General features: G+C 65.7%; 7 protein-coding genes. 1 reads left to right on the plus strand and 6 read right to left on the minus strand.

Annotated elements, in window-relative coordinates:
* Positions 1 to 16 precede the first annotated feature (16 nt).
* Positions 17 to 1,294, minus strand: a complete 1,278-nt coding sequence (locus tag LCM4576_RS12700) for a polyhydroxyalkanoate depolymerase (protein ID WP_071032403.1) — start codon at positions 1,292 to 1,294, stop codon at positions 17 to 19.
* 282 nt (positions 1,295 to 1,576) lie between these two features.
* Entirely contained in the window at positions 1,577 to 1,939 is a 363-nt protein-coding gene (locus LCM4576_RS12705) for a septal ring lytic transglycosylase RlpA family protein (RefSeq protein WP_071032404.1), read from the minus strand.
* 310 nt (positions 1,940 to 2,249) lie between these two features.
* Between LCM4576_RS12705 and LCM4576_RS12710 the strand changes: the two genes are divergently transcribed.
* A complete protein-coding gene (locus tag LCM4576_RS12710) occupies positions 2,250 to 2,435 on the plus strand; it encodes a hypothetical protein (protein WP_071032420.1) in 186 nt (61 codons plus the stop codon).
* 39 nt (positions 2,436 to 2,474) lie between these two features.
* Here LCM4576_RS12710 and LCM4576_RS12715 read toward each other — a convergent pair whose 3' ends face one another.
* From LCM4576_RS12715 to LCM4576_RS12730, 4 genes are all read right to left on the minus strand, one after another.
* Positions 2,475 to 3,275 (minus strand): ATP-binding cassette domain-containing protein, encoded by an 801-nt coding sequence (locus tag LCM4576_RS12715; RefSeq protein ID WP_071032405.1) that lies wholly within the window; start codon positions 3,273 to 3,275, stop codon positions 2,475 to 2,477.
* 7 nt (positions 3,276 to 3,282) lie between these two features.
* On the minus strand, positions 3,283 to 4,062 hold the full coding sequence (locus tag LCM4576_RS12720) for an ABC transporter permease subunit (RefSeq protein WP_071032406.1): 780 nt from the start codon (positions 4,060 to 4,062) through the stop codon (positions 3,283 to 3,285).
* Positions 4,059 to 5,216 (minus strand): FMNH2-dependent alkanesulfonate monooxygenase, encoded by a 1,158-nt coding sequence (gene ssuD / locus LCM4576_RS12725; protein ID WP_071032407.1) that lies wholly within the window; start codon positions 5,214 to 5,216, stop codon positions 4,059 to 4,061. The genes LCM4576_RS12720 and ssuD overlap by 4 nt, the downstream gene beginning before the upstream one ends.
* Before the next feature lie 76 nt (positions 5,217 to 5,292).
* Positions 5,293 to 6,264: a sulfonate ABC transporter substrate-binding protein gene (locus tag LCM4576_RS12730; RefSeq protein ID WP_071032408.1), complete on the minus strand. Its 972-nt coding sequence runs from the start codon at positions 6,262 to 6,264 to the stop codon at positions 5,293 to 5,295.
* Between the last annotated feature and the right edge of the window lie 404 nt (positions 6,265 to 6,668).

Consider the following 6,668-nt stretch of genomic DNA (forward strand, 5'->3'; position numbering starts at 1 on the left):
GCACGGTCCGCCGCAATCAGCTCTTGGCGGAGCGGACYAGCTTCGGCTTTGCCGCCACCCGGTTCTGGCGGCCATAGCTGGAAATGAAGTCGACGATGCGCGGCACGATTTCCGAGCGGAAGCGCGAGCCGTTGAAGACGCCGTAATGGCCGACGGCCGGCTGCATGTAGTGCGCGTGCCTGTCGGCCGGGATGTTGACGCAAAGGTCATGCGCGGCCTGGGTCTGGCCGAGGCCGGAAATGTCGTCGTTCTCGCCCTCGATGGTCAGCAGCGCGACGTTGCGGATCGCTTTCGGCTCGACCGGCTCGCCGCGATGCGTCATCTCGCCCTTCGGCAGAGCGTGGCGCACGAACACGGTGTCGACCGTCTGCAGGTAGAACTCCGCCGTCAGGTCCATCACCGCCAGATATTCGTCATAGAAGTCGCGGTGCTTCTCGGCGCTGTCGCCGTCATGCTTCACAAGGTGCATGAAGAAATCCTTGTGGGCGATGATGTGGCGGTCGAGATTCATGCTCATGAAGCCCGAAAGCTGCAGGAAGCCCGGATAGACCTCGCGGCCGAAGCCCGGCACCGGCCACGGCGCCTGCATGATGACATTGTCGCGGAACCAGTCGATGCCCTTCTCCTCGGCCAGGAGATTGACAGCGGTCGGGTTGCGGCGGGTGTCGACCGGGCCGCCCATCAGCGTCATGGTCGAGGGCACGAAAGGATCGCCGCGCTTCTCCATCACCGCCACCGCCGCCAGCACCGGCACCGAAGGCTGGCACACGGCCATCACATGCGTGTCGGGGCCAAGCGTGTGGAACATCTCGATGACATAGTCGATATAATCGTCGAGATCGAAGCTGCCCTGCGAGACCGGCACCATGCGGGCGTCGACCCAGTCGGTGATGTGCACGTCGGCATGCGGCAGCATCGCCTCRACCGTGCCGCGCAGCAGCGTCGCGTAATGGCCCGACATCGGCGCCACGATCAAAAGTTTCGGGTCGGGCTTGCGGCCGGCCGGCAGCGCGCGCTCGAAACGGATCAGATTGCAGAAGGGCTTCGACCAGACCGTCTTTTCCGTGACGGCGACGTTCTTCCAGTCGACCACGGTCTTGTCCAGGCCGAATTGCGGCTTGCCGTAGCGACGTGTGGTGCGCTCGAAGAGCTCGGYGGTCGMAGCCACCGAGYGGCCGAAGGGGGTGTGGGAAATCGGATTGAGCGGATTGGAGTAGAAAAGCCRCACCGCGTCGGCATAAAGGMGCGCGGGCTGCAGCGCCGCATGGTTCATTTCGTAGAGCTGGTAGAACATCGCGAACCCCGCTGCCGGCCGACGACCAAAGGGACGACGGACAGCGCCGAGCCTTGAATGTCTCCCGGCGAGGTTAACAAGATATTGTTGCGATGCAATACGTCATTTTGTCTGACGAATGCTTCTTTGGTTCAACCTGTTGGAAATCGGGCTTGAGCGGGCGAGCCGGCTCACTGTGCGCTGCCGAAATGTGAAGGATATGTGTCCGGCCCTCATGCCGGACACCGGCACGATCCGGAACCCTGAGGCTCGCCTTGGATCGTGGTGAGACAAACAGAAGGCTTAGACGCGCGCCATGCAGACGGCGGTGTGGCCGGAACCGATGAAACCCAGCTGGCTGGYGGCGCCGCGGGAGAGATCCAGCATGCGTCCCCTCACGAACGGGCCGCGATCGTTGATGCGAACGACGACGCTGCGGCCGTTGTTCTTGTTGGTGACCCTGAGCTTGGTGCCGAAGGGCAAGGAGCGATGGGCGGCGGTCAGTGCCGAGGGGTTCATGCGTTCCCCTGAGGCGGTTCTGGAATGCAGCGCATACCAGGAAGCGCGGCCGCACTGCGCGGCGGCCGAGGAGGCGGACGATGCGCCTGCCATCAGGCCAGCCGCGATCGTTACCGCGACAAGCGCGGTCCGGTTGGTTTTCTTCATGTTTTTGGGGGTGGCTCCGTTGATCGAGTAGCCCCGCCTAAGTGCCGAATGAGGCGGGAAATGCGGCAGCCTTCTGGCGGTTCCATGGCGGCGGCACACGTTTGGAGTCGCCGCGAAACAGTTTGTCATGATATTTCTGGAGCCGGAGAGGCGTATTCTTGATGAATATCGGACCGGCATCCGGGACGTTCCGGGCAAGATCGGTCCTCAAGATTTGCAGTACAGGGGAACCGAACTATTTCGATTCCTCAGCGTCTTTTGTTGCGTCCCCGTCGCCGTTCAGGATCGACTTTTGGAGAGGGTCCAGCCGATGCGATTGACCAGGTTTGTGCTGGCGCTGATTGTACTGGGGCTGGGTGCGCTGTGGTCGCTGCAGGGCCTTGGCCTTGTCGGCGGCAGCTTCATGACCGGCCAGACGCGATGGCTTTATATCGGCCTCCTCACCATGCTGGTCGGCGTGCTCGGGCTACGCTGGGCGAACCGCTCGCGCATCTGACCTTGCGCGTGCGATTTGGATTGCCGGCCGGCGCCGCGCTCAGCCGCGGCTGAACAGGCGGTCCAGGATGGCGCCTTCGATCTGGGCAAGCTCCGGCTTGCCGTGCCGGCGGGGCCGGGCCACCGGCACGGCAAGATCGAGAACGATCTTGCCGGCGCCGATCACCACGACGCGGTCGGCGAGCGCGACGGCTTCGCCGACATCATGCGTCACCAGCACGGCGGTGAACTTCTGGTCGAGCCATATGCGCTCCAGAAGCTGCTGCATCTCGATGYGGGTCAGCGCGTCCAGCGCGCCGAGCGGCTCGTCCAGCGCCAGGATCTGCGGCTGGCCGACCAGCGCGCGGGCAAGCGCCACGCGCTGCTTTTGACCGCCCGACAGCACCGATGGCCATTCGCCGGCGCGGTCGGCGAGCCCGACCTCGTCCAGCATGGCAAGCGCCCGCTGCCTGGCCTCGGCGCCGCTGGCGATGCCGGTCAGCCCGACCTCGACATTCTTCACCACGCTCATCCAGGGCAGCAAACGCGGTTCCTGGAACATGAAGCGCGTGCGGCCGTGGCCTTCCTCATCGGCGCCGAGGGTCAGCGAGCCGCTGCTCGGGCGGTCGAGCCCGGCCAGCAGCCGAWGCAGCGTGCTCTTGCCGCAGCCGCTCTTSCCGATGACGGCCAGGAATTGTCCGGCCCGCACGTCGAGGCTGATGCCGTCGAGCACGATCTTGTCGCCGAAACGTTTCCCCACCTCCTTGAACGCGAAGGCCCGGCGGYCCTCGACCGAGCCGATCGTGCGCACATGCGCGGGCGTCGCGATGAGGGAACGTGCGGTGAGGGTAGCGGCCGGCATCTTCTTCTCACCCTTTCTGGAAGGCGGGATGCCAGYCGAGCGACAGGCGTTCGAGCAGGYGGGCCAGGCTGTCGGCGAGCTTGCCGAGCAGCGCGTAGATCAGGATCGACAGCACCACGACATCGATCAGCAGGAACTCGCGCGCCTGCATGGCCATGTAGCCGAGGCCGGAACTGGCCGAGATCGTTTCGGCGACGATCAGGGTCAGCCACATGATGCCCAGCGCATAGCGCAGGCCGACGAAGATCGAGGGCAGAGCGCCGGGCAGGATCACGCGGAAGAACAAGGCGCGCCGGTCGAGYCCATAGACCCGGCCCATCTCGACGAGCTGCGGGTCGACGCCCTGGATGCCGAGCAGCGTGTTGACATAGATCGGGAAGAAGACGCCGAGCGCCACCAGGAAGAGTTTTGCTTCCTCGTCGATGCCGAACCACAATATGACCAGCGGGATCAGCGCCAGATGCGGGATGTTGCGGATCATCTGCAGCGTCGTGTCGGTGAGGCCGCGGCTGAGCTGCGACAATCCGTTGGCGAGGCCGAGCGCGAAGCCGATCGAGCCGCCTATGGCGAAGCCCGACAATGCGCRCAAAGTGGAGACGCCGATGTTGCGGACCAGCTCGCCGGACAAGGTCAGCCGCCAGAAGGCCTCGGCCACCGCGCTCGGCGCYGGCAGCACATTGGCCGGGATCAAGCCCGCGCGCGCGGCGGCTTCCCAGCCGGCGACGATTGCCGCCGGCAGCAGCCAGCCGACCGCGCCGTTGCGGGCGAGGCGCGCGGCCAGGCTCACGATGCGGCCTGGAGGCGGCCGGCGCCGTGGAAGCCGACCGTGAATTCGTTGGCGATGTCCTTGTGCGCCTTGAGCCGGCTGGTGCCGAGGCCGAGCCGCGGAAACAGGAGCTCGGCGACCCGATAGGCTTCCTCGAGATGCGGGTAGCCGGAGCCGATGATGGTGTCGATGCCGATCGCCTGGTATTCGCCGATGCGCTCGACGATCTGCTCCGGCGTGCCGACCAGCGCGGTGCCGGCGCCGCCGCGCACCAGGCCGACGCCGGCCCAAAGGTTCGGCGAGACGACCAGCCGGTCGCGCCGGCCGCCATGCAGCTCGGCCATGCGCCGCTGCCCGACCGAATCCATCTCCTTGAGGAAACGCGCCTGCGCGTTCTCGATCTGCGCGTCGGTGACATGGCTGATCAGCCGCTCGGCGGCGCGCCAGGCCTCGTCCTCGGTCTCGCGCACGATGAAATGCAGCCTGATGCCGAAGCGCAGCTTGCGGCCGCGCCGCGCCGCCTTCTCGCGCGCCGAGGCGATCTTGGCGGCGACCTGCGCCGGCGGCTCGCCCCAGGTGAGATACATGTCGACGAGGTCGGCCGCGAGCTCCTGGCCGGCGTCTGAAGAGCCGCCGAAATAGAGCGGCGGCCGCTCCTGCAGCGGCAACAGGTCGAGGCGGCCGTTCTCGACGCGGTAATATCTGCCGTCGAAATTCACCCGCTCGCCGGAGACCAGGCCGCGCCAGATGGCGAGGAATTCCTGCGCCTGCGCGTAGCGCTCGTCATGCGGCAGGAACACGCCGTCGCCGGCTAGCTCGGTCGGATTGCCGCCGACCACGACATTGAGCAGCAGGCGGCCGTTGCTCAGCCGGTCGAGCGCCGCGGTCTGGCGCGCCGCGAAGGTCGGCAGCGTCACGCCGGGTCTCAGCGCGACCAGGAATTTCAGCCTTTCGGTCAGCGTCGCGAGGCCGGTCGCGGCGATCCAGGAATCCTCGCAGTTCTGCCCGGTGGGCAACAGCACGCCGGGGAAACCCAGCCTGTCGACCGCCTGCGCGATCTCCTTGAAGTAGCCGAACTCGGGCGGACGCTGCTGCTTCTCGGTGCCGAGGTAGGAACCGTCGCCATGCGTGGGGATGAACCAGAAGAAATCGAGCGGGCTTGGTGATGCGGTCATGGCTGACACCCGGGCAAAGACGGTCGAAAACAAGGGCAGCGCCGGGACGTTCGCCGCCCGGCGCCGTGGAAGGAAATCAGTTGCCCGGCGCGGTCCAGACGGCGTCTGATATCCGCACCGCTTTCGGGATCAGCCCAAGCTTGAAGAAACGGTCGGCCGTCGCCTGCTGGCCGGCGACGATCTCGTCGGTGATCGGATAGATGCCGAACTTGGTGCGGTTGGYGGCGATCGTCTGCGCGTCGAGCGGCMCGCCGGTCACCTCATGCAGCGCCTCGGCCACCTTGTCGCGGTTCTGGTCGGCCCATTTGGCCGCGTCGCCGAGCGCGCCGATCGTCGTCGAGACGAAATCCGGATGCGCCTTGGCGAAATCCTTGTTGGCGAGGAAATAGGTGTTGACCTTGAGCACGTCGCTTGAGCGGGCAAGCACGCGCGGCTGGTAGCGGGTCTCGGCGATGGCGAAGAACGGATCCCATACCGCCCAGGCGTCGATCTGGTCGCTGGCGAAGGCGGCGGCCGCGTCGGCCGGGCTGAGATAGACCGGCGTGACCTGGTCGAACGCGATGCCGGTTTTTTCCAGCGCCGCGACCAGCAGGTTATGCGCGCTGGTGCCCTTGCCGACGCCGATGCGCTTGCCCTTGAGATCGGCCAGCGACTGGATCGGCGAGGCCGGCTTGACGAAGATCGCCTCGCCGTCGCCATTCGAAGGCAGCGCCGCCGCATAGACGATGTTGGCGCCGGCCGACTGGCCGAAGATCGGCGGCGCGTCGCCGGTCCAGCCGACATCGATGGCGCCGACATTCAAGGCTTCCACCAGCGGCGGGCCGGCGGTGAACTCGACCCATTTCACCGTGACGCCCTTGTCGGCCAGCGCCTTTTCGATGATCTGCTGCTGCCTGGCGATCACCGGCAGGCCGGTCTTCTGGTAGCCGATGTTGAAGGACTTGAGCTCTTGCGCCGCGGCGCCCAAGGACGTCGTCCCAAAGGATGCGGCAAAGGCCGCCACTGCCAGCAGGCCGCCGCCAAAAGCGCGTCTCGTCAGATTGAACATGACCCTCTCCTTCGATGGCCGGGGCTGCCGGGCCGTTGGAATGAGATCAGGCTAGGTAAATCTATAAAGTTAGTAGAGGAACGATCTTGCGAGTTCGGCGGGTTTGATGGAATATTTTCTGCGCGCAGCCTCCTTTCGTCATCCACGGTCGGAGCAAGGAGCGAAGCGACGCGCGTAGACCCGAGGATCCATGCCGTGACTTCGAGGCGCCGTGGCGGTGCAGGCATTTGCACTGCTGCGCCAGCGGTTGCATCTCTTTTCTGGACCGCAGCAATCTTCGGCGGGTGTAACGGAATGGATTCTAGGGTCTGCGCGCGTCGCTTCGCTCCTTGCTCCGCCCTAGAATGACGAGGTTCGGGCGGCTGCAACCAATCGGCGCGGTTCCGCCCTAGAATGACGAAGTC

The sequence above is a fragment of the Mesorhizobium sp. LCM 4576 genome, assembly GCF_001854815.1.
In the GTDB taxonomy this organism is placed as follows: domain Bacteria; phylum Pseudomonadota; class Alphaproteobacteria; order Rhizobiales; family Rhizobiaceae; genus Mesorhizobium; species Mesorhizobium plurifarium.